20 protein-coding genes are annotated in these 21,863 nt (G+C 69.7%); 9 read left to right on the top strand and 11 right to left on the bottom strand.

The features are described 5' to 3' along the window. Positions 1-88 precede the first annotated feature (88 nt). Both AB0J90_RS05605 and AB0J90_RS05600 read left to right on the top strand, forming a co-directional pair. Entirely contained in the window at positions 89-721 is a 633-nt protein-coding gene (locus AB0J90_RS05605; RefSeq protein WP_363592495.1) for a TetR/AcrR family transcriptional regulator, read from the top strand. 232 nt (positions 722-953) lie between these two features. Then, the gene (locus tag AB0J90_RS05600) at positions 954-1,388 is read left to right on the top strand and encodes an enediyne antibiotic chromoprotein (RefSeq protein ID WP_363592493.1); all 435 of its coding nucleotides are present in this window, start codon (positions 954-956) and stop codon (positions 1,386-1,388) included. Positions 1,389-1,481: 93 nt separating this feature from the next. On the opposite strand, the gene AB0J90_RS05595 is transcribed toward AB0J90_RS05600, so the two are convergent. Next, complete coding sequence (locus AB0J90_RS05595) at positions 1,482-2,330, bottom strand: ChbG/HpnK family deacetylase (RefSeq protein WP_363592491.1); 849 nt, start codon at positions 2,328-2,330, stop codon at positions 1,482-1,484. Beyond that, a complete protein-coding gene (locus AB0J90_RS05590) occupies positions 2,327-3,508 on the bottom strand; it encodes a bifunctional glycosyltransferase family 2/GtrA family protein (protein WP_363592489.1) in 1,182 nt (393 codons plus the stop codon). Before AB0J90_RS05590 ends, AB0J90_RS05595 begins: the two co-directional genes overlap by 4 nt. A 298-nt stretch (positions 3,509-3,806) precedes the next feature. On the opposite strand from AB0J90_RS05590, the gene AB0J90_RS05585 reads away from it, so the two are divergent. Beyond that, positions 3,807-4,550: a methyltransferase domain-containing protein gene (locus tag AB0J90_RS05585; RefSeq protein ID WP_363592487.1), complete on the top strand. Its 744-nt coding sequence runs from the start codon at positions 3,807-3,809 to the stop codon at positions 4,548-4,550. Positions 4,551-4,880: 330 nt separating this feature from the next. Here the strand turns inward: AB0J90_RS05585 and AB0J90_RS05580 are convergent, their stop codons facing one another. Next, on the bottom strand, positions 4,881-6,206 hold the full coding sequence (locus AB0J90_RS05580; protein WP_363592949.1) for an FAD-binding monooxygenase: 1,326 nt from the start codon (positions 6,204-6,206) through the stop codon (positions 4,881-4,883). Positions 6,207-6,478: 272 nt separating this feature from the next. On the opposite strand from AB0J90_RS05580, the gene AB0J90_RS05575 reads away from it, so the two are divergent. Further along, entirely contained in the window at positions 6,479-7,645 is a 1,167-nt protein-coding gene (locus AB0J90_RS05575; RefSeq protein ID WP_363592485.1) for an epoxide hydrolase family protein, read from the top strand. Between the two features lie 187 nt (positions 7,646-7,832). Here AB0J90_RS05575 and AB0J90_RS05570 read toward each other — a convergent pair whose 3' ends face one another. After that, positions 7,833-8,807, bottom strand: a complete 975-nt coding sequence (locus AB0J90_RS05570) for a methyltransferase (RefSeq protein ID WP_363592483.1) — start codon at positions 8,805-8,807, stop codon at positions 7,833-7,835. 436 nt (positions 8,808-9,243) lie between these two features. On the opposite strand from AB0J90_RS05570, the gene AB0J90_RS05565 reads away from it, so the two are divergent. Further along, the gene (locus AB0J90_RS05565) at positions 9,244-9,996 is read left to right on the top strand and encodes a GNAT family N-acetyltransferase (protein WP_363592481.1); all 753 of its coding nucleotides are present in this window, start codon (positions 9,244-9,246) and stop codon (positions 9,994-9,996) included. 79 nt (positions 9,997-10,075) lie between these two features. Here AB0J90_RS05565 and AB0J90_RS05560 read toward each other — a convergent pair whose 3' ends face one another. From AB0J90_RS05560 to AB0J90_RS05545, 4 genes are all read right to left on the bottom strand, one after another. After that, positions 10,076-10,741 carry a GPP34 family phosphoprotein gene (locus AB0J90_RS05560; protein WP_363592479.1) on the bottom strand — a complete coding sequence of 222 codons (666 nt, stop codon included), beginning with the start codon at positions 10,739-10,741 and terminating at the stop codon, positions 10,076-10,078. Positions 10,742-10,827: 86 nt separating this feature from the next. Continuing rightward, entirely contained in the window at positions 10,828-11,226 is a 399-nt protein-coding gene (locus AB0J90_RS05555) for a carboxypeptidase-like regulatory domain-containing protein (RefSeq protein ID WP_363592477.1), read from the bottom strand. 67 nt (positions 11,227-11,293) lie between these two features. Next, positions 11,294-12,253 (bottom strand): trypsin-like serine protease, encoded by a 960-nt coding sequence (locus AB0J90_RS05550; RefSeq protein WP_363592475.1) that lies wholly within the window; start codon positions 12,251-12,253, stop codon positions 11,294-11,296. Between the two features lie 207 nt (positions 12,254-12,460). Beyond that, positions 12,461-13,219, bottom strand: a complete 759-nt coding sequence (locus tag AB0J90_RS05545) for a MerR family transcriptional regulator (RefSeq protein ID WP_363592473.1) — start codon at positions 13,217-13,219, stop codon at positions 12,461-12,463. A 663-nt stretch (positions 13,220-13,882) separates the two neighbouring features. Here AB0J90_RS05545 and AB0J90_RS05540 point away from each other — a divergent pair. The 3 genes from AB0J90_RS05540 (at position 13,883) to AB0J90_RS05530 (ending at position 17,242) form a co-directional block, all read left to right on the top strand. Further along, entirely contained in the window at positions 13,883-15,223 is a 1,341-nt protein-coding gene (locus tag AB0J90_RS05540; protein WP_363592471.1) for an ice-binding family protein, read from the top strand. A gap of 256 nt (positions 15,224-15,479) precedes the next feature. Next, positions 15,480-16,169, top strand: a complete 690-nt coding sequence (locus AB0J90_RS05535) for a DUF4433 domain-containing protein (RefSeq protein WP_363592469.1) — start codon at positions 15,480-15,482, stop codon at positions 16,167-16,169. Continuing rightward, complete coding sequence (locus AB0J90_RS05530) at positions 16,166-17,242, top strand: macro domain-containing protein (protein WP_363592467.1); 1,077 nt, start codon at positions 16,166-16,168, stop codon at positions 17,240-17,242. Before AB0J90_RS05535 ends, AB0J90_RS05530 begins: the two co-directional genes overlap by 4 nt. Before the next feature lie 7 nt (positions 17,243-17,249). Here the strand turns inward: AB0J90_RS05530 and AB0J90_RS05525 are convergent, their stop codons facing one another. Both AB0J90_RS05525 and AB0J90_RS05520 read right to left on the bottom strand, forming a co-directional pair. Beyond that, the gene (locus AB0J90_RS05525) at positions 17,250-18,737 is read right to left on the bottom strand and encodes a hypothetical protein (RefSeq protein ID WP_363592465.1); all 1,488 of its coding nucleotides are present in this window, start codon (positions 18,735-18,737) and stop codon (positions 17,250-17,252) included. Then, on the bottom strand, positions 18,734-19,924 hold the full coding sequence (locus AB0J90_RS05520) for a hypothetical protein (protein ID WP_363592463.1): 1,191 nt from the start codon (positions 19,922-19,924) through the stop codon (positions 18,734-18,736). The genes AB0J90_RS05525 and AB0J90_RS05520 overlap by 4 nt, the downstream gene beginning before the upstream one ends. Positions 19,925-20,053: 129 nt before the next feature. Between AB0J90_RS05520 and AB0J90_RS05515 the strand changes: the two genes are divergently transcribed. Continuing rightward, complete coding sequence (locus AB0J90_RS05515; protein ID WP_363592461.1) at positions 20,054-20,749, top strand: DUF4232 domain-containing protein; 696 nt, start codon at positions 20,054-20,056, stop codon at positions 20,747-20,749. A gap of 107 nt (positions 20,750-20,856) precedes the next feature. On the opposite strand, the gene AB0J90_RS05510 is transcribed toward AB0J90_RS05515, so the two are convergent. Next, complete coding sequence (locus tag AB0J90_RS05510) at positions 20,857-21,642, bottom strand: hypothetical protein (protein WP_363592459.1); 786 nt, start codon at positions 21,640-21,642, stop codon at positions 20,857-20,859. Between the last annotated feature and the right edge of the window lie 221 nt (positions 21,643-21,863).

Raw genomic sequence — 21,863 nt, 5'->3', positions numbered from 1 at the left:
GCCCGCCGTCATTTACGCTGCCCACGTCGGTGTTTACGCTGCCCACGTCGGTCGTGCGGCGGCAACCGGCGGAGAGGTGGGTGCGATCGTGGGTGGCGAGACGCGCGCGTACCACCACGGGGACCTGCGTGCCGCCTTGGTCGAGGCCGGGCTGCGGCTCGCACGAGAGGGCGGGGCCGCCGCGCTGGGGCTACGGGAACTCACCCGCTCGGTCGGGGTCACGCCGAACGCCGCCTACCGTCACTTCGCCGACCGGCGGGCGCTCGTACTCGCCGTCGCGGCGGCGGCGCAGGATCGGCTCGCCCACGCAATGCTCGACCGGATGAACGCCGTGCCCGACGACGCGAATCCCGCCGAGCGGGCGTTGCAGCGCCTGCGTGGGGTCGGCCTGGGCTACATCCACTTCGCGATATCGGAACCCGGCTGGTTCGAACTTGCCATCCTGACCCAGGACGAGCCCGGTGACGGCGAACCGCCGCCCACCGTCGAGGATCGGGTGGCGCCGCCGTACCAGCTCCTGCTGGACGCGCTGGACGGGATGGTGGACGCCGGCATCCTGACCCCGGCCCGGCGTACGGACGCCGAATGGGCCTGCTGGTCGACGGTCCACGGCTTCGCCGACCTGGCCACCCGAGGGCCCCTGCAGGGGCTCGAGCCCGCCGTCATGGACCGGCTCGCGGCGCACGTGGTGGACACCATCATCAGCGGCCTGCAGCCGTAGCCCGAGGTCCGGCCCCGCCCCTCCGTGCACCCCCTCCGAACGGGTGAATGCTGCAATTGCGCGGGCGGCAGGATATATGCCCCAAAGCGCGAAAAGCTACTTCGAGATTGCTATTGAAAATGATTGCCACTCCTCAGCGCTTCTGGTTAATGTGGACATTGAAGGAACTCAAAGGCTATATCGAAAATATGGCCCTTGAGCGTCATAAGTCCCCAGATGGAGGAGTGGTTACATGTCCGTGAAAAGAAACGCCGTGGTCAGAATGCTCGCCGGAACCGCGGCGGCACTTGGATTGGCCGTGGCCCTCCAGGCTCCCGCGTCGGCCTCGGCGGCGACGGCCACGGTGACTCCGTCGACCGGACTGACCGACGGGGCCGTGGTGCAGGTCGACGCCGACGGACTGACGGCCGGATCCACCTACGACGTCGGCCAGTGCGCCTTCGTGCCCACCGGTGACCTGGTCTGCAACCCGGCGGACTTCACCCAGGTGACGGCGGACGCCGCCGGTACGGCGACCACGCCGCTGACCGTACGCGCCAGCTATGCGGGTGTGCTCCACGACGGCACCCCGTGGGGCACCGTCGACTGCACGACCACGCCGTGTTCGGTCGGGCTCTCGGACGCCACCGGCACCGGCCCCGCCCCGGTAGCGATCTCGTTCCAGTAGTTCCCAGCAGCATTGGCTCGGGTCGCCCCGCCGCGACCCGAGCCAATGCGCGTCCCACCGCCGATCGCCGCCGGTCCCCCGATCCCGGCCCCGCTAATCGTCCGCGCGGTTGACCAGGTCGGCGAAGCCGCCGAGCTTCAGGTCCAGGCGCTGGAGCGTCTCGCGCAGCGCAGGGTCGGTCAGGCCGGCGAGTTCCTCCTCCCACCGGTAACCCCAGGCGTAGCGGGCCCGGTCCTCGGCGGTGGGCTCACCCGGATGAAAGTTCACCTCGATGGTCTCGGCCGGGCCGCGGGCAAGCCGTTCGAGCAACTGCTGGGTGCGGCTCAGGGTGAGACTGCCGGCCTCGTCGAGGCCGCCGTAGGCAGCGGGGAAGACCAGCCCCGAATCCGTGAGCCGGGCCGACAGGGCCCGGCTCCAACGGCGTACGCCGAAACCCCGTGGCCCGCGCGCGGCGCTCGTGGGAAGCCGTACGGCCCGGATGCCGTGGCTCTCGGCCAGTTCCGCGACGATCCGCGCCACCGGTGGGAACAGGTGCAGGTGCTGGTGGGTGTCGACATGGGTCAGTTCCAGTCCGAGGTCGCGTACCAGCCGTTCGAGCTGGGCCGCGTACTCCCGGCGTACGTCCGCCGGGTCGACGCGGCCCGCGACCGCCGCGACCATGAACGAGCGCCAACTCAGCCGGAACCCGCCGCGCCGGTCGACCAGCGTGGGGATCTCGCGGGCGCTCAGCAATGGCGGGTCCTCGCCCACCACCGCCAGGTGGGCGCCGACCTCCAGACCGGGCCGGTCCCGCAGCCAGGCCGCCGACCGGACCACCGCCGGACCGACGGCGAGCACCGAGGTGCTCGTCACCACGCCCTCGTCGTAACCGCGCAGGATGCCCCGGGAGATCGCCTCGCTGAGCCCGTAGTCGTCGGCGTTGACGATGAGCAGACGGGTCATCGGGGCAACTCCTCGTTTTCACGCCGTACCCGCGACGGCGAGAAGACCCAGTGTCGCAGCAGCGTGAAGCGGAAGAGGGTGGCGAGGGCATCACCGACGAGCAGTACGGCGAGCTCGGCGACCCGGCTGATGCCCGAGCCGACCGCCAGCAGGCTTCCGCTGGTGAACACCAGGCTGAGCAGGAACGCGGCACCACCTTCGAGCTGCTGGCGCAGCGCGCCCCCGCGCCCGCGTACGCCGAAGGTGATCCGCCGGTTCATCGCGGTGTTGAGCACGACGGCGAGGAACAGGCTGAGCGCGTTCGCGGCCAGCGCCGGCATCAGGGTCCGGAAGGCCAGGAAGAGACCCACGTGCACCACGCCGGTCGCCGCGCCCACCACCGCGAAGCGGAGGAACTGGTGGGCCAGGCCGGTCGGCAGCTTCGCCCGCCGCAGGTGCTCCGGCAGGGCCACGTTCAACGCCCCGCTGGCCCGGCGGCGGCTCACCTTGACCATGCCCCGCAGCATCTCCAGCACGGTCCGGCCGATGTCGACCGAGCTGTTGGGATCGTCCAGGCAGTCGATCGGAACCTCGTGGATGCGCAGGCCGTGCCGCTGCGCCACACACAGCAACTCGGTGTCGAAGAACCACTTGTCGTCCTGGACCGCCGGCAGCAGGACCTGCACGATCTCCCGCCGACCGGCCTTGAACCCGCACTGCGCGTCGGAGAAGCTGACCCCGAGCAGGACCCGGAGCAGGAAGTTGTAGGTACGGGAGAGCACCGCGCGCAGCAGCGACCGGTGCACGCTCGAATCGCGGGCGTGCCGGGTGCCGATCGACAGGTCGCTGTGGCCCGAGGCCAGCGGGGCGATCAGCGGCAGGAACCCGTCGAGGTCGATCGAGAGGTCCGCGTCCATGTAACTGACCACGTCGGCCTCGCTCGTACTCCACACCTGCCTCAGGGCCAGGCCGCGCCCTCTCGCCTCGATCCGTACCAGGCGGACCTCGGGCAGCTCCCGGGCCAACGCCGCGCCGATCTCCGGCGTCGCGTCGGTGCTGCCGCTCTCCGCAATGGTGATCACGAACGGGTACGGGAAGTTCCGGACGAGGTAGTCGTGCAGCCGGTGGACACTCGCCGCGAGGACCCTCGCCTCGTTGCGGACCGGGATGACGATCTCGGTCAGGAGAGTCCGCGTCAACTGGACTGACTCTTCCGCGGTCGCGGTCATTGGCGCTGCCTCTCGCTCGTGCCGCGGTCGTACGTGCACACGCGGTCGGACGGTGTAGCACTAGAGTCGGCTGAGCAGGCAGTTCCTGGCATCCTCCTCCTTGCGCCATCTACTCGCGCCATCTCCTCGCGCCATCCGGCGAACTCTGCGGCGTCGGCGGCGAGGGCCCGCAACCACGGAGGGGACGGCCGGGCTCCGGATCGGCGACACTGGGCCGGCAGCACCTCGTCCCGCCGTCCGGAGCGGGCCGCACCGGGGAGGAGTCACCGTGTCGGGAGCCGCCACCGGGTCGACCTGGCTGGACGAGTGGAACCGCGGGCAGGACACGTACGTCAGCGACCGGCACCGGGACCGTCACTTCGGGGAGGTGGCGGAGAGCATCATCCGGCTGCTCCCGGCCCGCCCGGCCCGCGTCCTGGACTACGGGCCGGGCGAGGCGTTGTTCGCCGACCGGGTCGCCGAGGCATCCGGCGAAGTGATCCTCTGCGAGGCGGCGGACAGCATCCGGGCTCGTCTCACGGCCCGGTTCGACGGCCATCCGAAGGTGTCGGTGATCGGCCCCGTCGGACTCGCCGCACTCGCGCCGGGCTCGATCGACCTCATGGTGGTGCACTCGGTGGTGCAGTACCTCACCCCCGAGGAGTTGGACAACCTCCTGCTGGACGCGCACCGGCTGCTGGCCGACGACGGTCGGCTCGTCGTCGGTGACCTCGTACCGCCGCAGGTGGGGCTGGTCTCCGACACCGTGGACCTGCTGCGGTTCGCGTTGCGCGGAGGCTTCCTCGTGGACACCGTACGGGCCCTGGTACGCATCGCGGTGTCGCCGTACGCGCGCCTGCGCCGACAGCACGGGCTGCGCCGGCTGACCGAGCACGAGATGGCGGCACACGCCCGCCGGGCCGGCCTCACCGGTCAGCGGCTGCGTCCCAACCTCGGCAACAACCAGACCCGCTGGGCGTTCGTCGCCCGGCGCACCGGCACACCCACCGGCACCGCCGACTCCCCCGGTTAGGTCGACTCCCCCGCCTCAGTCGACTCCGCCAGTCCGATCGACTCCCCCGGCCTCGATCGACTCTCCGGCCTCGATCGACTCCCCGGCCTTGGTCGTCTGCCCGGCCTTAGTCGACTCCGCCGCTTTGGTCGATTCCACCGGTTTCCGGCTCGGCGTAGTGCGCCCGCGGCGCGGGGGCCGGCCGTGGTCGAGGCTCGGCCAAGCGGTCGGCGGCCATTCCGCACAACGGTTGTCTCCGGGTCGCGGAACACGACCCGGAGACTTTTCCGGCTTACCCGTCGCCACCCGCCCCGAGGGGCACCGCCGCTCGGAGCGAGCTGGTGTAGCAGGTCACTTGGCCCGCAGCACCCGCGAGATCACCCACGGCCGCATCAGCGCCGTCGGCGGGTCGACCAGCCCGGCCGCCCGCAGGAAGGCGTTCGACAGGGTGCCGTCGTCGGTCGCGGCGGCGGCCTGCAGGCGCGGGATGTACGCGTTACCCATCCGCACCTTCATCGTCCGGCGCCCCTGGACCCCCGGGAAACCGAGGTCCGCACCCGCCGACATGTCCCACGGCCCGTCGATCACCTTGGACAGGTCGCGGAAGAACGCGCGCGGCTGCGGCTCGCCCTGTTCGAGATGCTGGCGCAGGACCAGTGACTCGATGGCGGCGACCGTCATGCCCTGGCCGTAGACCGGGTTGAAGATGCAGGCCGCGTCACCCATCACCAGCAAGCCGTCGGGCTGGCTGGAAAGGCGCTCATAGTGCCGCCGGATGCTCGCGGGAAAGTGGAACGACATCGCGGGGCCGAGCGGCTCGGCGTCCCGTACCGCCTTGTGGATCTCGGGCACGGGCAGGGACTCGACGTACGCGAGGAAGCCCTTGTGGTCGGTGGGCGGACGGTCACCGAGTACGCCGGTGAGCGACACCGCGTACCGGTCGGGCAGCCGCGCGAAGATCGCACCGCGCGGGATCGCCGGAGTGGCGACCGGGATCAGGGCGATGTCGTCGCCGATCGGGTCGTACGGCAGCGGACCACGGAAGTCGCAGGTGGTGTAGGTCAGGTCCATCTTGACCTGCTCCTCCTCGACCCGCGGATAGCCCAGTTCCTCCAGCCACCGCGGCGTACGCGAGCCACGCCCGGTCGTGTCGACGACGAGGTCCGCTTCGAGCACCTCCTCGACGCCACCCTCGTCGCGCGACTGCACCCGCGCACCGACGATCCGGCGCCGGTCCGCCGAGGCGACCAGCCCGATCACGTCGGTACGTTCCCGGATGGTGACGTTGGGCAGCGCGCCGATCCGGCGACGGATCCGATCCTCCAGCAGTGGCCGACCGGCGGCGACGCAGGTCAGCCCGGTCTCCGTCTTCCTGATCATCTCTCCGTTGAAATACCAACTCAGGCTGGTGCCGAAATCACCGACCGGTACGCCGATGGAGACGAGTTCGTCGGTGAACCCGGGAAACACCTCGTCGAGAATCTGCTTTCCGCGGGCCAACAATGCGTGAATGTGGTGACCCTGTGGAATTGCTCGCCGGGGGCCACTGACGCCGGTAACCTCGTCGCGCTCGATAATTGTCACTTCACGATAGGCGTCGGAGAGCATGCGCGCGGCAAGCGATCCCGCTATGCTGCCACCGAGCACCACCGCGTGATCGCCAATATAATTAACCATTGTGTGAACCTCCGAATCGGCGCGGAACACCCTGGACCCAACTCAACCCAAGTGCCACGATATCGAGTACGCGCGCGATATCGTTCTTCCAGAATGCTCACTTCCCGCGTTACTCTTTCCGACCTGCCGATCACCTCGATAGCATGCTGCACAAGAAACTCCGGCCGCCCTGATCGCGGCATCACCAATGGTCACACTCGGTCGGAGCATCTTTCTGCACGTGTCCACGAAGTTGTCACTCTGACAGGCAAGATCGTGCAAAGGAGCGGTTGATGGAGCCCTTCCGTATCGAGATTCCGCAGGCCGACCTCGACGACCTGCAGAGACGGCTCGAGAACACCCGTTGGCCGAGCGAGCTACCCGAGGTGGGCTGGAACCGCGGCGTACCGCTGGAATATCTGAAAGAGCTCACCAACTACTGGCGCACCAGCTACAACTGGCGCGACGCCGAGGCGCGGCTGAACTCGTACCCGCAGTTCACCACGACCATCGACGGCACGAACATCCATTTCATCCACGTCCGCTCGCCCGAGCCCGACGCGACGCCGCTGATCATCACCCACGGTTGGCCCGGCGGGATGGTGGAGTTCCTCAACGTCATCGAACCGCTCACCGACCCGCGCGCCCACGGCGGCGACCCGGCCGACGCGTTCCACCTGGTCATCCCGTCCCTTCCCGGCTTCGGCTTCTCCGGACCCATCAACGAGACCGGCTGGGACCTGTTCCGGATCGCCCGCGCGTGGGCGGAACTGATGCAGCGCCTCGGCTACGACAGGTACGTGACCCAGGGCGGCGACATGGGTGCCTGGGTGAGCCAGATGCTCGCCGGAGTCGACCACGAGCACGTCATCGGTACGCACGTGAACTTCCTGATCACGCCCCCGTCCGGTGACCCCTCCGACTTCGCCGACCTGACCGAGTCGGACTTCGCCCGGTTGAACCTGCTGACCGCGTTCGGCGCGGAGGGCTCCGGCTACATGAAGATCCAGTCGACCCGGCCGCAGACGCTGGCGTACGGGCTGACGGACTCGCCGGTGGGGCAGCTCGCCTGGATCGTCGAGAAGTTCAAGGAGTGGTCGGACTCGGAGAAGGTCCCCGAGGACGCGGTGGACCGTGACCAACTGCTGACCAACGTCATGATCTACTGGCTGACCGCGACGGCGGGCTCGACCGCGAACTTCTACTACGAGATCGCGGACATCCTGCCGACCGCGCCGACCCCGCCCGCCGCGCCGCCGCCGCTGCCGACCCCGTTCGGTGTCGCGGTCTACCCCGGCGACTCCGCGCAGCCGATCCGGAAGTTCGCGGACCGTGGTTTCCCGAACATCGTGCACTGGACCGAACTCGAACGCGGTGGCCACTTCGCCGCCATGGAGGAACCGGACCTGTTCGTCGCGGACCTGCAGGCGTTCGTCCGTACGCTGCGCTCCGCGGGGTAACCGGACGGGACGACCGCGCCCCTGTGCGCCGAAGTGCTCGGTGGACCGTCTCGGGTCCGAAGCCGCCCGTCATCCCGCCGGCAGGTGGGAGAGGGGCGGCGGACCCGGGGCGGTTCGTCGTGCGACCTGACCGCCCTGGACAGACCGAACCGAAGCCGCACGTGACGTACGGCTTCGGCGACGGCGGTCAGGCCCGGACCAGCTCGATGATCGACATGAACGACTTGTGGCCGACCGGGTGCACCGCGCGCAGGTCGAGTCCCGCCTTCGCGGCAAGGGTGCGAAGCTCGCCCACGCCGCGCTCCCGGCCACCGCAGTAGGTGAGCATGCGCAGGTCCATCGCGGTGTCCGGGGACTCACCGTCCGCGCCGACCGCTTCGATCACCAGCACCACACCCGAGTCCCCGGCCGCTTCCGCGCAGCGGCGCAGGATCGAGATCGCCGGCTCGTCGTCCCAGTCGTGGATGATCGCGGACAGCACGTAGCCGCCCGCACCGGCCGGCAACGGGTCGAAGAAGCTCCCCGTCACCACCTGCACGCGGTCGGACAACCCCTGCGCCAGGAACCGCTGGCGGGCGTTCGCCGCCGGACCCGCCAGGTCGACCAGCGTGCCCCGTACCTCCGGGTGCCCGGCCAGCAGCGCACCGAGCATCGCGCCGCTGCCGCCGCCCACGTCCACCACGTGCCCCAGGCTCGCCCAGTCGTAGGCACCGACGATTCCGCGATTGTCCAGTTCGATGTGATGGCTCATCAGTGCGTCGAAAGACGCCGAGAGTACGGGATTCGCGTCCAGGTCGTCCCAGAACGGAACTCCGTACCGCACCGGGTAGGACGGCTCGCCGGTCCGCACCGAGTGCTCCAGATCCACGAAGCTGAGATCCCCCCGGCCGACGCCGCCGTTGATGTCGAGCCACTTCCGCCGCCCGCCGGGGTGCTCCTCGCGCAACTGCTCGCCGATCCCGGTGACCGTGTAGGCGCCCGAGTCGTCCCTGGTGAACAGGCCGGCGGTGACCAGGTGTCGCATGACCCGGTCCAGCGAGTCCGGATGCACGCCGGCCGCCTCGGCGATCTCGCCGGCCGTACGCCGACCGTCCGCGACGTGGTCGGCCAACCGCAGTGTCGCCGCCACCCGTATCGCCATCGGAGTAGCGAGGTCAGCCATCGCCCTCAGTCCGGGGCGCCGTGCATTATCGTCCGCCATCTGCGCTCTCCCTTCGCATGTGGACATTGTAGGTGCGCACAATAGCTCTCGACTTATTCGTAAAAGCCTCTCGCGCGACGATCGAAATCGACTCCGATAAGCGCATCGTCGGAGTTGGTCAGGACCGCCGACGGCGGGACGGCGGCACCCGCGTAGGCGCTGCGGATATCGGGTTGACAGCCGGAGGGCCCGGTGGGAGCCTCTGTCGACGACGCGCGCCCGGCGCGGCCAGGTTCTAGGGAACGAAGTCCATGGTTACGGCGACCCGATCGGCCGCCGAGTGCACCCCGACGTCCGACCGGTAAGTCCGGTCCACGTCGGGTACCTCATTGTTCTGCGGCGGCCCCACATTCGCTCATCCGCAGATCTTCCCTTACTGACATGAGGTCAGCTCACCATGGATTCACAGGTCCAGAATTCTGTCGTCGCCCTACTCGCCCAGCGCCCCCGTACGGTCGAGGTCGGCCCATTCGTGATCGGCTGGGATCCGACCAGCGACAGCCGTTTCATCAGTTACGCCACCCCGCGACCCGACACGACCATCACCGCCGCGGACGTGACCGAACTGGTGGCGGCCTTCCGGCGGATCAACCGCGTCCCGCGCCTGGAGTACGTCACCAGTTGCGCTCCCGGACTCGAACGGCAACTGCTCGAAGCCGGCTTCACCGTCGAGGCACGCCACCAGTACCTGGTCTGCTCGCCGGAGTCGCTCGCCCCGGCGGTCCCGCCGAGCGGGTTCGAGATCGTCGAGCCGACCACCGACGAGGCGCGGGCCGGTGGCCTCGCCGCGCAGAACGAGGCGTTCGGCGGTGACCCGACGGCCACCCCGGCGGACGTCGCCCGGGTGCGGCGTACGCAGGACAGCGGCGGGGTGGTGATGGTCGCCCGCGCGGACGACGGCACGTACGTCGGTGGCGGCCAGTCGTCGCCGCCCGGCGCCGGCATCAGCGAGGTCGCCGGGATCGGCGTACGGCCGGGGTTCCGGCGCCGCGGGATCGCGGCGGCGCTCACCTCGGCGATCACCGCGCGGGCCTTCGACACCGGTGTGTCCGCCGCGTGGCTGGAGGCGGGCGGCGACGACTCCTGGCGCGTCTACCAGCGGGTGGGTTACGTCCCGACCGGGCGGCGCCTCTACATCGCCCTCGGCTGACACATCGCGTACGTCGTGCTCGGCTGAGCCGGCCGCAGCCGCGCCTCCCGGTCGGTTGGCCGGGAGGCGCGGCTCCCGGTCAGCTCGCCGCGGCGACGACGGTGGCGGCGAGCATCACCACGATCGCCGCGTGGATGTCCCGGACCGCCTGACGTACCGCCTGGTTGACCAGGTCGCCGGCCACGATCTCGTCGGCCCGGGCGGTCAGCTGGGCCCGGTCGCCGCGTACCAGCTTCGGCACGGTGTCGATCGCCTGCAGCAGGGCGACGATGGCGGCGGTCCGCTCGCCCGGTGCCTCGCCGTGCAGCAGCGCCGCCTCCAGCCGAGCCCGCACCTCGGCCTCGTGCGCGGCATCCGCCGCCGGCCAGGTCTTCACCCGGAAGATACCCAGCACCTTCGTCTCGTCGCGGCGCAGCAGACCACGCTCCACCAGCCGGTCGAGCACGGCCACCCTGACTCCCTTGACCAGCACCTCGGTCGCCTTCCGGAACTTCAGCGGGCGGTGGACGAGTCGCGACAGCGCCTCGTCCAGCACCGGGTCCCCGGTGGGTGAGGCGTCCCGTACGACGGTGTAGCCGGGCTTCGCGTCGTCGTCGGGCCCGGCCGGCGACACCCGGCCGACCTGGACCAGTTCGAGCAGCACCGCACCGGCGATCGCCAGGTCGAGGCGGGTGTGGTCGACGATCGACCGACCGGTGTCGTCGTCGAGCAGGAGTTGCATCAGGTCTTCGGCGAGAGCGGGCACGTGTTTCCCTACGTTCGGTGGCGGGACGCGCCCACGGTAGCCACCGTCCGCACTCGCGCGGGTGCCCGCCGATGCACCCGTGCGACTCAGCCGGTCAGGGTCAGGTCGACGGTCGACCGTTCCCCGGCGACCACGGTGACCGCCGCCGCCGGGGACGTACGCCGGTCGTGCCGACCGGTCAGCTCGTAGCGCCCCGGCAGCAACTGCCAGACGTAGCGGCCGTCCTGGTCGGTGGTGACGGCGATCTCCGGCACCTCCAGCGTCGGGTCCACCGCGCCGGGCACCACCAGCACACCCGCCACGGGTTGACCGGCGGGGCCGCGTACGGTGCCGACGACCGTCCCCCACACCACCGGCCCGTCAGACTTCGACGGCGTGGGATCACCGGGGTTCGAGGATCGGTCCGGCCCGTCGGCCGACACCCCGCACGCCGACAGCAGGCCGACGATGACTATCAGGCCAAGTACGGATCGGACGTGTCGCACGGCATCCTCCAGGTGCACTCTGTTCCGGAAAATAGGACGCCGTACGACACATTCCGGTTCCGTACGCTTACGGCTGACCGATCCAGTAGTTGATGAACGACATGACGGTCGGGTTGAAGCGGGTACCGTGGTTCTGGCTGCCGACCGCACCCTTGTGAATGCCGGTCACACACCAACCGGAGCAGAGCCCGGCGACCGTCGAATTGTAGTGGTAGATCGGTGCCCCGCTCTGTCCACCGGCGGTGTCGATGGAATGGAAGAGTCGGGTCGCGGACTGGCTGGCGATCGGGTCGCTGTCCCACCACATCGTCGCGAACGGCTTGTCACCCGGGTAACCCTCGATGTACATCGACGTACCGACCAGGTTCTCCCCGGTGCTGTACCACCAGCCGAACCAACCGACCGTGTACCCGATGTCGCAGGTGAGCTTGACCAGTCCGTAGTCGGCGTCGGCCGAGCCGTTGCTGATCCAGGTCGAGTTGGTCCACACGTCGGCGATGCCGCCGCTGCACGAGCCGAACGGCTCACTGGTGCCGTTCTTGCCGGGCACGGCTCGGTACGAGGTCACCCAGCCGCCCGAGTAGACGCAGTGGCCGGCGGTGACCACGACGTCCCGACTCAGCATGAACCCGGTGCACTGGCCCTGGTTGGTGCTCAGGTAGACGATCGCACCCCACGGGTAACCCAGCGGGTCGTACTCCGGGGTGCGGTCGTCCGTACCGATGACCGCGTTCGTACCCGCGCCACGGGACTTGGTGGTGGCGGCGACACCGGCAGCGGCCCGGCTGCCGGCGGCACCCGCCGCGGACCGGCTCGCCAGGGACGCGGCCAGCGACGACGGGATGGTCACCCGGCGCCCCTCGCCGTTGACCATCGTGACCGCACCGGCGTCCGCCGCGACCGACCCGGACCCGGTCGCCGGATCGGCGGCGGCCGGGTTGGCGGCGCCCACCAGGACCGCCGAGGACAGTAGGGCCGCGGCGATCAGACCGCTGCCCCACCTTCGCCCCCGAGACACAGTTTCCATAAGGCCTCCCCACCTCGATATTGACCGGGAGATCGCTTCTCCCCATCCGCGGACGTCAATTGATAATTCGCGGACAGGCAGACAGTAGGAGGTAGGGTGACCAGAAATCCGGACAGTGTGAATTACAGGACAGATCAGCGGATCGTCTCACTTCCGACACACGTACACCACCGGCGGAAACATCGCCGCCGGCCCCGTACGCGATAACTAGGCGCGAGTGATCGCGTTGGCGTGGATGGCCTCGCACAGGTAGGCCGTCATGCCCGGTTCGATGTTCTCGTAGTACGCGGTGAACCTCGGGTCGGCCAGGTACATGTCGGCCAGCCCGGTGTGGATCTCGTACGTGCACTCGTAGAACCAGCGGCTGATCAACTGGCGGTGCTCCTCGGCGAGCGCCATCGCGGCCGGGCTGTCGGCCGGTGCGCCCGTGTCCATCAGCGCCACGAACCGCCGGCCCCACTCGGCGTTCTCCGCCTTGTTCCGCAGCCAGTCGTCCTTGCCGTACTGCGACGTACGCCGGTTCGACTCCCGGTACGCGTCGGTGTCGCCCCAGCGCTGCTCGGCCTCGGCCGCGTGCTCGTCCGGGTCGAAGTCGCCGAAGACCTCGAACCGCTCCTCCGGCGTCAGTTGGATGCCCATCTTCTTCGCCTCCATCGCGAACTCGATCACGGTGACAATCTCCCGCAGCCGCCGTATCCGCCCGGTCAGCAGTTCGTGCTGCCGGCGCAGATGCTCGGTCGGATTCGACTCCGGGTCGTCGACGATCGCGTTGATCTCTTCGAGTGGGAACCCCAGTTCCCGGTAGAACAGGATCTGCTGCAACCGCTCCAGGTCGGCGTCGTCGTACCGGCGGTAGCCGGCACCCGTACGACCGCTCGGCGAGAGCAGGCCGATCTCGTCGTAGTGGTGCAGCGTCCGTACGGTCACGCCGGCTATCCGCGCCACCTTGCCCACCGGGTACTCCACGGGTTCCCTCCCTTCCGAGAACCAGACTCCCGCCTGCCGCTACGTGAGGGTCAAGCCGGTTGCCCGCCGCCCTGCGCGTCGGCGACGCCGTCACCGGAGATGATGCCGGGTCGTCACCGCCCGCGGACGTAGACCGAGATCGCCACCCTCTCCCCGGTGACCTCGGTGACCCGGTGGCGAACCTGTCCGTCAGGCGGGCCGCCGGGCGCCGGGTGTAGATCACCTTCTGGTCGGCGGCCACGCTACTGATCGTCACATCTGTCGTGGACGGCGACGGCCGTCCGGCGGCGACCGAGGGGTCGCAGCAGCGCGCACATTGCCATTCTGAGCTGTGAATACGATGTGTGCCAATCAGCAGTCCACGCCTCGACAGAGTCGGGCAGAGGCAACTACGCTACGTGACTAGAGTCGAAGCGTCGGCTTTCCGGTACGAATCCCAGGGGTTCTCTCCTGGTCCCTCCACTCTGCTCCGACCGCCGGCCACGCCGAGCGCTGATCTCCGGCTGGTTGCGGGTCATCCGACCGCTCCGGCCCGTGGCCAGCGTGAGCGGGCACCTCGGATGCGATGGCCACCACAGCCGCAGGACGTGCCCGGCTCGGGACGTCCCGGTCTCCACCATGGGCAGATCCAATCCCGCCAGGATCTCCACGAGAGGAAACGCCATGAGCACGACAACAGACAGCGGTACGAGCGCGGCCACAGCAGCGGTGTCGTTGGGTACGGCCGCCCAGTTCGCGGTCCTCGCCGCGTCGACGGTCACCAACACCGGCCCCACCCGGATCACCGGCGACCTCGGGCTCAGCCCCGGCACCTCGGTCACCGGCTTCCCACCAGGACAGGTCAACGGCACCCAACACGTCGCCGACGCCGTCGCCGCGCAGGCGAAAAACGACCTGGCCGCCGCGTACGACGATCTGGCTGGACGGCCGAGCACCACCACCATCCCGGTCGAACTCGGCGGCACCACCAGGACTCCCGGCGTGTACGAATCGCCGGCGGGCACCTTCGGCATCACCGGGGCACTGACCCTCGACGCCCAGGGCGACCCCGACGCGGTTTTCGTCTTCAAGGCCGCGTCCACCCTGATCACCGCATCAGCCAGCAGCGTCGACCTCGTCAACGGCGCACGAGCCGCCAACGTCTTCTGGCTGGTCGGCAGCTCGGCGACCCTCGGCACCTACTCCATCCTGCGCGGCAACATCCTCGCCCTCGCCTCCATCACCGTCACCACCGGCGTCACCATCGACGGCCGCGCACTCGCCCGCAACGCCGCCGTCACCCTCGACAGCAACACCATCACCGCCGTCACCAGCGACGACCCGCCCGTACCCACCGACCCCCAACCGGTGGCCCTGGGTACGGCGGCCCAGTTCGCGGTCCTCGCCGCGTCGACGGTCACCAACACCGGCCCCACCACCGTCACCGGCGACCTCGGGCTGAGTCCCGGCACCTCGGTGACCGGCTTCCCGCCGGGTGTCGTCACCGGTACCCAACACGTCGCCGACGCGGTGGCCGCGCAGGCGAAAACCGACCTGGTGACCGCGTACGACGACGCGGCGGCACGCGCGAGCACCACCACCCCGGTGGAACTCGGCGGGACCACAAAAACTCCCGGCGTGTACGAATCACTCGCGGGCACCTTCGGCATCACCGGGGCACTGACCCTCGACGCCCAGGGCGACCCCGACGCGGTTTTCGTCTTCAAGGCCGCGTCCACCCTGATCACCGCATCAGCCAGCAGCGTCGACCTCGTCAACGGCGCACGAGCCGCCAACGTCTTCTGGCTGGTCGGCAGCTCGGCGACCCTCGGCACCTACTCCATCCTGCGCGGCAACATCCTCGCCCTCGCCTCCATCACCGTCACCACCGGCGTCACCATCGACGGCCGCGCACTCGCCCGCAACGCCGCCGTCACCCTCGACAGCAACACCATCACCGCCCCGAGCGGCGACGTGCTCGCGGCAGGAAGGCACTCAGTCCGTAGTGCGGGCGCCTCGGACTGAGCGCGTCGGGTTCGGACCGCACACGGTCGGTTCGAACCGGACGCGGGCGCCGACGGGCCGGCCAGGTCTCTAGGACTCGGCCGACCCGTCGGTGGGTGGGCCGCCGTGGGGCCCGCCCACTCGGTCCATTGAGCCTAGCCATGGCCCTCCTGACGGTCACTCATGCGGAGGAGCAGGCGACACAGGGTCACGGGGTCTGACATTGATGGCTATGGTATCGATCTCGACCCCTCGAACCCCTTAGGACGATTGACCAGTGACCAACCCGATCCGTCCACCGGGGCGGGCTCTGATCATGCATTTCACGCACATCGACAACTTTCCATCGATCCTGTCCGCCGGAAAGCTTGTCGCCGACAGCGCAGTCCGCTCGCGACTGATTACCGACGTCGGCGCGGCTGACATCAAGGCGAGCCGTCGCCGAAGAACGGTTCCGTGTGCACCCGGTGGAGTTGTAGCCGATTACGTTCCGTTCTACTTCGCCCCCCGCTCGCCGATGATGTACCGGATAGCCTGCGAACACCGCGACGGTCGGTCGGACCGATATCCCGGCGGGGATGACCCCTTGATTTACCTGGTCAGCTCGGTCGACAAGATAGCCGCGGCAGGGGCGACCTGGGTCGCCAGCGACGGCAACTGCGCGGCCCACCTCACCCGATTTACGCCCATGATCCGGGATCTGGATGATTTGGTCGACTGGCCGCTCATGAGGGAACGAATCTGGAAAGACGTGCCAGAGGACCAAGACCGTGTTCGGCGCAGGATGGCGGAATTCCTGGTCCATCGCGAGGTCCCACTCAGCCTGATCACGGGTTACGCCGTCCGGACGGAAGACCGGAAGACCGAACTTGAGCACGCCCTACGCACGACTGGCATCATCGACCGGTACGTTGCTGTCAGACCGGGCTGGTACTACGGATACTCACGAGGGGAGGTGCGGAAGTGATCATCATCAGCCACGGCAACCTCCTGACGGCGGATGCGGAGGCCCTGGTCAACACGGTCAACACGGTTGGCGTGATGGGCAAGGGGATCGCACTGCAGTTCAAGCGCGCCTACCCGCCGAACTACACGGCCTATCGAACAGCGTGCGCGGCAGGACAGGTCAAGCTGGGCGAGATGTTCGTGTTCGACTCCGGGCGCCTCGGCCCTCGTCGCTACGTCATCAACTTTCCCACCAAAGGGCACTGGCGCGCCCGATCCAAGTTGACCGACATTCGGGCAGGGCTCGCGGACCTTGTCCGGGTGGTCCGCGAGCACCAGATCAGCTCCGTAGCGATGCCCGCGCTCGGTTGCGGGAACGGTGGCCTCGACTGGGAGGAGATCCGCCCCGAAATCACCCGGGCCTTCGCCGAGCTACCAGACGTACGAGTGCTGCTCTTCCCACCCGAGGGCGCCCCCGACCCGGGCGACATGCCAGTCGCTACCGAGAAGCCCCCCTTGACTCCGGGGCGGGCCACCCTGCTCCGTGCGGTGGACCGTTACCTGGAGCGCTCGAATGCATTGGAGCCCCGGGACGGAGTAACCACACTCGAAATCCAGAAAATCGCGTACTTCCTCCAGGCCTTGGGCGAACCGCTCCAGCTCACTTTCGCCCGCGGCCGGTGCGGACCGTACGCAGAGCGGTTGAACCAGGTTCTCGACCGACTGGAAGGGCATTACCTTCTCGGCTACGGGGATCGGTCCGCCCGGGTAGAGGAGCTACGCCCGATCAACCTGACCCCTGGAACTGCCGAGACGGTTTCGACGTGGTTCGAGGCGAACGGCAACGTCGCCGAGGCATCCCTCACGCGACTTGCCCAACTCGTCGACGGTTTCGAGACCCCGTACAGTCTCGAACTGCTCGCCACCGTGCACTATGCCGCCGCATTGGACCCACCGGCCGACGACCTCGGGCAGTTGATCGAGAGGGTTCAAACATGGAGTGGCCGTAAGGCTCGGCTCTTCACCCCCGCTCACGTAACGATGGCTTATGACAGACTCCGATCCTCGGGACTGCTACCTCTGCTGACCAGCTAACGCCAGCTCAGGCCGCCGGCCTCTCGTCGGTGGGTGGGCCGCCGTGGGTCCAGGGAGTGTCCTCGCGGGACGGGAACGTGCCGGGCGGGGCGTAACCGTCGGTCAGGGTCGTGTAGCAGAGCCGCTCCCCCACCTCCGGCACGGTGCCCGGCGGGGCGGTCAGCCCCCGCCCCATCCCGCCGGACAACTCCAACACCACCTCGGTCTTCGACCCGTCACCGGTCCGGGTCACGAACACGACCCTCGCCTTCTGCCCCGGCCGAGCCGGCGAGGTGAGTGAAGCGCCGGGTTGGACCAGCACCGGATCGGTGGTCACCACCATGATCCGGGGACGCAGCACCGGCCGCTTGCCGGTGTCGTCGACCCGCGCCGGATCGGCCAGGGTCACCTCGCCGACGAAGGCCTCCCCGGTCAGCCGGTGGTCGGCCATCACCAGTGGGTCGTCGTAGGCGCGCTGGACGGCGTACGAGCTGAGGGCGCGTTCGAGCCGGTGCAGGCGCTGTGCGGCGGCGACCGCCCCGTCCCGGCGGGGCTGCGGCTGGCCGCCCTCGTCGGTGTAACCGGCGTAGTCGGTGAACGCGTCCCGGTCGGCGTCCCAGCGTCCTGCCACCCGGGCCCCCGGCGGCAGGGCCTGCAGCAACGACAGTCCCCGCCACATCAGCCGCCAGGTCGGCTCCAACTGGCCGCGCAGCGCCTCGGCCATGGTCGCGTACGCCCGCTGCCGGGCCGGCTCGTCGTCCGCCGCCACCGCAGCCTGGTACGCCGCCATCACCGGGGCGAGTACGTCGTTGTCGAACTCCGGGTCGGTGGCCGGTCCGGCCGGCGGCCAGATCGACGGGTCCTCCGCCTCGGCGGCGGCCACCGGACCGGGCACCCCCGGCGGCGGGTCGATCCAGCCGAGTTGGGCCGCCAGGTTCAGGTCCTCCACCGAACTCTGCCCGGTCGCCCAGTGCAGCCCCAGCGCCTCGGTCAGCGCCACCAGCAGCGACGATCCGGGGTGTTCGGCCCGTTCGGCGAGGAAGGTCAGCCACCGCCCGACCAGCGGTACCGACGCGTCGACCGGATAGTCACCGTCGGTACGCCGGAACCGGGTGTTGCGGCCGAGCAACCGCAGGAAGGTGATCCCACCCGAGTTTGGCACGACCAGTTGCGGCGCCTCGACGTACCGGTAGCGCACGTCGCGCCCTCGGTCGACCGGCACCGACTCCGACACGCCCCGGTGACCGTCCAGATAGGGCAGCAGCACGGTGCCGAGCGCGGTGACGAAGTCGAGCCGCTGGTCCCGGTTGCGGGGCTGCGGCACCACCAGCAGCGTCGGCTGTTGCGGGGTCGTGCCGACCAGCACGGCGAGCGGTGCGTTCGCCTCGCCGGCCATGGTCAGCGGCACCAGGACCAGTGGCCGCCGGGCGAGGTGCAGGTGGCGCACGGTGGCGGTCGGCTGGGCCCGCCCGGCGGCGAGCGCCTGTGCTCGGGCGAGCGCGGTGAGCGTACTCATGACAGGGCCTCGGCCCGCAGCCGTGCCGCGGCCTGGAGCATCGCGGCGGCCTCGGCCTGGCCGTCGGCCGGCGCCAGTTCGCCGCTGGCCAGCGCGAGCACGGTCGGTACCCGTTCGACGCCGCCGAGTTCCTCGCGGACGGACTTGCCCAGGCTGCCGGTCTGGCCGCGTGCCTCGTGCCGGCAGAAGAAGGCCAGCTCGCAGCTTGCCAGGCAGTCCGGTGCGTAACGCGCCTCGACCACGCGCAGTGCGGTGGTCAGCGCGGCCGGCGACCGGCTCGGCCGACCGGCCCGGTCGGGCGCCAAGTCGAAGGTCAGATCCGCGGGCAGCGCGGCCACCAGCTCTTCGACCCGCGCCATCCGGGTCAGTTGCCGGCGCAGGGTCGACAACTGTTTGCGTACGTCGATCAGCGCGGCCACCGGCTCGTTGGTGAAGTCGCGCGGGCAGACCAGCAGTACGTCGTGCGAGACGACGGCCGGATCGTGCCCCGCCTCGGTCAGCAGTTCCCGCATGGCGAGTACGTAGACCGCCGCCTGGACCGCAGCGGCGGAGACCTTGCTCGGGTCGCCCTGCCCGTCGATCACCGGGAACGACTTGATCTCCACGACGTGGAACCGGCCGTCCACCCGGAACGCGATCAGGTCCGGCTCCAGGTAGACCGGCTGGCCGGCGACCTCCAGCCGCAGCAGTGGATGGTCGAAGATCAGCGCGTCGCCGGACGCGGGCGCCCCTGCCGCCTCGCCGAGCAGCCGCCGGGACCGCTCGTAGCGTTCCTCGTTGCTCTCGGCCGGTCGGGCCGGATCGTCATCGGCGTCCGCTGCATCCGTGGTCCTGTCCGGGGCGCCGCCGTCGAGGTCGGTGTAGGCCGCGTCCGGGATCGGCAGCCCGAGCCGCTCGCGCAGCAGCCGGAGCAACTCGACCCCGCCGTCCGCCTTGACCTGCCGCTCGAACGAGTTGCCACGGGTGATGGCGAACCGGGACTGACCGAACCGGGCGGGGAAGCCGACGTGCTCGGCCAGCCGGGGCTTGTCCACCCCGGCCGCGTCCAGCACCGCCCGCCGGTGACAGCCCGGATTGCCGGTCAGGGCGGCGATCGTACGGGCGTTGTGCCGCCGGGGAGCAACCGCGCCCCGCAGGCGCTCCAACCAGCGCTCGGTGGAATCCCGCATCAGACTGGCATCCGGCATCGACGCAGCGTACAAGCTCGCTGTGGGATCGAGGCTGACCGCCACCCACGTTCACCGGTCGCACACATTGTCTCCACGGCACCGGCCGACGGTTCCCGGCCGGAGCGACCGGTGTAGGAGGATCGCCGGGTGCAGACGTACCCCGCTCGTCGCCGGCCCGCCCTGCGCCGGCTCGGCCGCCTGGCCACCTCGGTCTCCGTGGCGCTGCTGTTCGGTGCCGGCTGCACCGGTCCGATGCCCGGCCAGCCGATCGTGCTGCCGGCGCCGACCCCGCCCGCGCCCTCCCCCGAGGCGTGGACGGCTCCGACTCCCGGCGAGAGCGGCCGACCCGCCGACGTGCCAGCGCAGGGCGCCCCGAGCGGTTCCGCCACCGGTTCGCCCGTGCCGACGGCGATCGGTGGTTCGCCGGAGGCCGCCAACTGTCCGGCGTCGGGGGTGCTGATCAGCACCAGTGCGACCGACGCGGCGATGGGGCTGCGCGGGATGGGCATCGTGCTGTTCAACTGCGGCACCGAACCCTTGCCGCTGTACGGCTACCCGGTCGTACGGGTACTCGACGCGGGGCACGACCCGCTCCCGGTACGGGTCGAGAACGGATCCCGGTCGACCGGTGAGGACCCCGGCCCGAAGGAGATCACGGTGTATCCGGGCGGCACCGCGCACGCCTCGGTGCGCTGGCGGAACACGGTCACCGACGGGGATCCGGCGCAGGGCGAGTACCTGGAGGTCGCCCCGGCCGCCGGGCGGCCGACCCAGATCGTGGCGAAGCGCCTGGACCTGGGCACCACCGGCCGGCTGGAGGTGCACGCCTGGGCCGTGCGCTGACGGGCCGTGGGATGCTCCGGATCACCGCAAACCGGAAGCACGTCGCGGAGTCAGCGGGGTCAGGCCCCCGCGGATTCCGGCGCCGGGGGCTCAGGTCGCGCCGGGGCTCAGGTCGCGTCGGGGAGTTTGCCGATCTTGTCTCGGTCCACCAGCGCCCGGTTCGGGGTGGCCAACCGGGCCTGGTCCGGATCCAGGAAGTCGATCAGGGCAATCAGCTCGTGCTGCATCCGCACCAGGCGGGCGTTGCCGTCGTAGTCGGCGGTCGCGATCACGTCCACGTCGGCCCGGAGCCGGGTGAACCAGGACGCGAAACGGGGATCGGTGTCGAGCCGTTCGCAGAAGTCGGCGTAGCCCATCGACTCGTACCGGGTGCCGGCGCTGTCCTCGACGCGTACCAGCAGCAGTTCGCCGATCGCGCGCTGCTGACCCCGGAACAGGCGCAGCGGCGGCGGGGGGCCGAGCGCGGCGACGATCTGGGTCAGCCGGTCGAGATGGCCGAAGAAGCGCTTGTTCCGCTCGACGTCGCCGAGGTCGAGGAACTGCTGGTCCCGTCGGATGATCTCCACCCAGCAGAGGTACTCGGCCAGCACGTAGACGGTGTAGTCGCGGGTGTAGCGCTCGTCGTCCGGGTCGCCGCAGTGCAGGTACGAGGAGAGGAAACCCGGCCGTACGGCGTTGAACATCCGCCCCTGCAACGCGTGCGCCGACCAGAGCAGCGGTTCCCGGTAGCGACTGAGCAACTGCTCGGCCAACTCCGCCTTGCTTTGCCGGTGCCGCTGCTCCTCCAGTTGGTACTGCAACACGGTCACCCGGCGTGCGGAGAGCGTGGTGAACAGAACACTGAGGAGGGAGACGGCCGCCGATCCGATGGCGATGAATACCTCGGGCTGCACGGCGGCCAGACTGCCCGACCGGGGAGGTCGTTGTCGACCCGTTCCCCGCCCCTCGCCGTGAACTTTCCCACCACGCGGCACCGGCCGGCGCGGTTTCGGCCTCCATGAATCGAAGGCGGTCTAGTCTGTGCGATTCACGGTCGGCTCGTGTGTCCACTCGACACACTCATTTTTCCGGGCCTGAGCTGCGCAAACGACGCGGGCGGCCGGTGCCCGCGGCG

The organism is Micromonospora sp. NPDC049523 (assembly GCF_040676775.1).
Taxonomy (GTDB): domain Bacteria; phylum Actinomycetota; class Actinomycetes; order Mycobacteriales; family Micromonosporaceae; genus Micromonospora_G.
The sequence above is the reverse complement of the archived record's forward strand: the minus strand, read 5'-3'. Positions and strand labels throughout refer to the sequence as shown.

Coding starts and splice junctions, on each gene's coding strand:
- AB0J90_RS05600 (WP_363592493.1), top strand. CDS start 954: ATGTCCGTGAAAAGAAACGCCGTGGTCAGAATGCTCGCCGGAACCGCG.
- AB0J90_RS05595 (WP_363592491.1), bottom strand. CDS start 2,330: ATGACCCGTCTGCTCATCGTCAACGCCGACGACTACGGGCTCAGCGAG.
- AB0J90_RS05580 (WP_363592949.1), bottom strand. CDS start 6,206: ATGGTTAATTATATTGGCGATCACGCGGTGGTGCTCGGTGGCAGCATA.
- AB0J90_RS05575 (WP_363592485.1), top strand. CDS start 6,479: ATGGAGCCCTTCCGTATCGAGATTCCGCAGGCCGACCTCGACGACCTG.
- AB0J90_RS05570 (WP_363592483.1), bottom strand. CDS start 8,807: ATGGCTGACCTCGCTACTCCGATGGCGATACGGGTGGCGGCGACACTG.
- AB0J90_RS05565 (WP_363592481.1), top strand. CDS start 9,244: ATGGATTCACAGGTCCAGAATTCTGTCGTCGCCCTACTCGCCCAGCGC.
- AB0J90_RS05550 (WP_363592475.1), bottom strand. CDS start 12,253: ATGGAAACTGTGTCTCGGGGGCGAAGGTGGGGCAGCGGTCTGATCGCC.
- AB0J90_RS05540 (WP_363592471.1), top strand. CDS start 13,883: ATGAGCACGACAACAGACAGCGGTACGAGCGCGGCCACAGCAGCGGTG.
- AB0J90_RS05525 (WP_363592465.1), bottom strand. CDS start 18,737: ATGAGTACGCTCACCGCGCTCGCCCGAGCACAGGCGCTCGCCGCCGGG.
- AB0J90_RS05520 (WP_363592463.1), bottom strand. CDS start 19,924: ATGCCGGATGCCAGTCTGATGCGGGATTCCACCGAGCGCTGGTTGGAG.